Here is a 2,527-nt window from a genome sequence, read left to right as displayed (position 1 = left end):
CCTGCGGAGCGTGCCGGGTGGTGCGTCGACTGCTACTTGATCGCCTTGATCAGCTCGTCGACGTCCTTCGGCTCCAGACCGCGCATCAGCGTCAGGAACAGCTCGCTGTAGGTGCGGAACGGGCTGACGTACCACTTGCCGTCGACCTCGGTGGCGACCACGCCGATGCCGTCCTTCAGCACCTGCGCGCCGACCCGGCCGATGACGTCGACCGCGGCGGCGGGGATCTCGCCCCGGCCCTGCTGCTCGATCAGCTGGGTGAGCTCGTCCGCGCACAGCCGCTGCGACTGGCCCTGCGCCGAGGCGCTGTAGCAGTCGCCGTCCCGGCTGATCTCGACCCGCTCGCCCTCGGCCTCGACCACCAGCTTGCGGACGGTGAGCTGGGTGCCGCCCGAGACGTCCTTGGCGTCGGTCTCCAGCTCGATCAGCTTCGCGCCCGTGTCGGGCGTGCGGCCGATCTGCTCCAGGATGACCGGGCCGACGTCCTGCAGCACGCCCATCTCGTCCGGCGGCAGCAGCGCGATGACGCCCTCGACGTCAGCCGCGAACGCCTTCTCCACCAACTGCTTGGCGGCGTCGTTCGCGGAGGACGCGCCGGCCGGCGCGATGCCCTGGGCGGGCCACTTCAGGTCCTCTTCCTCCAGCGCGGCGTTCGCGATGGTGTAGAAGAGGCTCGGGTACCAGTCGTCCCCGACCTTGATCGTCGCGATGCCGATCGGCTTGCCCTTGCGGTCGGCCTTCTCCTTGGCGAAGTCCAGCGTCTCCGTCTCGGTGCCGGCCTTCTGCAGGTCCGCGCCGAGCGCGTCGACCAGCTTGTCGGTCAACGGGATCTGCTTGACGTCCGAGGTGATCGTGATCTTGCCCTCGACCACCTTGTTGATCGTCAGGTGGTCGTTGACCTTCTCCGCGGCGGCGTCGTCGAACTTGATGCCCTCGCTCTTGATCTGCACGCCGCTGAGCTTGTTCGGGTCGGCGTCCTTCTTCAGGATCTCCAACCGCTTGGCCTCGCTGACGGTGGCCTCGGTGTAGTCCTTGCTCAGCTTGGCCTCGGCGGGCGCCAGGCCGTTCATGATGCCGAGGACGTCACCGCTGCCCAGCGCGCTGAGCAGGTTGTTCGCCGCGGTGGACGGGCTCTCGGAGCCGGCGGCCACGTCGTCGGAGCTGCGCAGCGCCCACACCGTCGCGACCGTGCCCGCGGCCAGCGCGAGGACGGCCACGACCGCGGTGACGACCAGGCCGGTGCGCTTCTTCTTCGGCGGCTCGCCACCCGCGTAGCCGTACGGCGCCTGGCCGTGCGGCGGGCCGAACTCGTGCCCCGGCTGCGCGAAGCCCTGCGGGCCGGTCTGCGGGTAGCCGCCCTGCTGGGGGTAGCCGCCCTGTTGCGGCTGCGGGCCGGTCTGCGGGTAGCCACCTTGCTGCGGGTAGCCGCCCTGCTGGGGGTACCCACCCTGCTGCGGACCCGGCTGCGGGTAGCCCCCCTGCTGCGGCTGGCCGTACGGGTTGTTCTGCGGTGGCCATTCGCCTCCGCCGCCACTCGGGTACGTCACGGTGCTCCTCCTGGAGTGCTGATCGCTGTGCGGGATTTCGCGGTGAGCACGGTGATCGCTCCGGCGATCCCCAGCACAGCACCACCGAGGGTCGCCACCGGTCCGGTCAGGGTGATCCCGACCAGTGCCGCCTCGTTGCCCCCTTGGACGGCGGCAAGTGCCGCCACCGTTCCCGCAATCGTGCCAAACACCAGTGCGACCCATGCCGCGATCCGGTGAAATCGCACCGCCCAGAGCACCACGCAGCACACCGCCAACGGGGTGAGCGCGACCCAGGTGCCGCGCACGACCTCGCCCGGCACGCCGTCCAACCCGGCGAAACCACGCAGAGCGAGCACCTCGTAACTGGTCCTGGTGACCGTCCCGGAGCGCAGCCAGGGCAGGAAGAACCCCACCACCGCCGTGATCAAACCGATACCTCCGAGCACCGCGCCCGTCCACCGCCTGACTGTCGGCTCCGCCGATGACCCGCGCATGCCGCCATGCTCGCAGGCGTGTGGGACGGTGGTGGCATGAGTGCACGGGACGTGATGGCCCTCTCACGGCGCATCACCGTGCTCACCGGCGCGGGGGTGTCCGTCGAGTCCGGGGTGGTGCGGTTCCGGTTCGACGCCTCGTCGTTCCTCACCTCCGCGCGCGTGCGGCGGCAGGCGTGGCAGTCCTGGCTGGACGATCCGATGTGGACGGCGGTGCCGAACGCCGCGCACCGCGCGTTGGTGGGGTTGCAGCGGGCCGGGCGGGTGCGGTCGTTGCTGACGCAGAACGTCGACGGGCTGCACCAGCGCGCCGGGTCGCGGGTCGTGGAGCTGCACGGGTCGATGTCGCGTGTGGTGTGCGTCTCCTGCGGCGCCACGGGCGCGATGAGCGAGGCGTTGGCACGCGTGCGCGCCGGCGTGGTCCGGCGGGGCTGCGGGGTGTGCGGCGGCGTCCTGCGGCCGGCCGCGGTCGCGTTCGGCGAACCCCTCGACCCCGACGTGCTG

At 71.1% G+C, this 2,527-nt stretch carries 3 protein-coding genes; 1 reads left to right on the top strand and 2 read right to left on the bottom strand.

Features of this window, described 5'->3' with window-relative positions; translation table 11 throughout:
- Positions 1-32: 32 nt before the first annotated feature.
- Both AB0G02_RS35045 and AB0G02_RS35040 read right to left on the bottom strand, forming a co-directional pair.
- Entirely contained in the window at positions 33-1,547 is a 1,515-nt protein-coding gene (locus AB0G02_RS35045) for a flagellar basal body protein FliL (RefSeq protein WP_360803176.1), read from the bottom strand.
- The gene (locus tag AB0G02_RS35040) at positions 1,544-1,957 is read right to left on the bottom strand and encodes a hypothetical protein (RefSeq protein WP_360803173.1); all 414 of its coding nucleotides are present in this window, start codon (positions 1,955-1,957) and stop codon (positions 1,544-1,546) included. The genes AB0G02_RS35045 and AB0G02_RS35040 overlap by 4 nt, the downstream gene beginning before the upstream one ends.
- Positions 1,958-2,059: 102 nt before the next feature.
- On the opposite strand from AB0G02_RS35040, the gene AB0G02_RS35035 reads away from it, so the two are divergent.
- The coding region (locus AB0G02_RS35035; protein WP_360803170.1) for a Sir2 family NAD-dependent protein deacetylase at positions 2,060-2,527 on the top strand (468 nt) is incomplete at its 3' end.

Origin of the sequence: Actinosynnema sp. NPDC023658 (assembly GCF_040639995.1) — a bacterium.
Lineage (GTDB): Bacteria > Actinomycetota > Actinomycetes > Mycobacteriales > Pseudonocardiaceae > Actinosynnema.
Note: the sequence above shows the minus strand (reverse complement) of the source record. Positions and strands in the feature narration are given on the sequence as shown.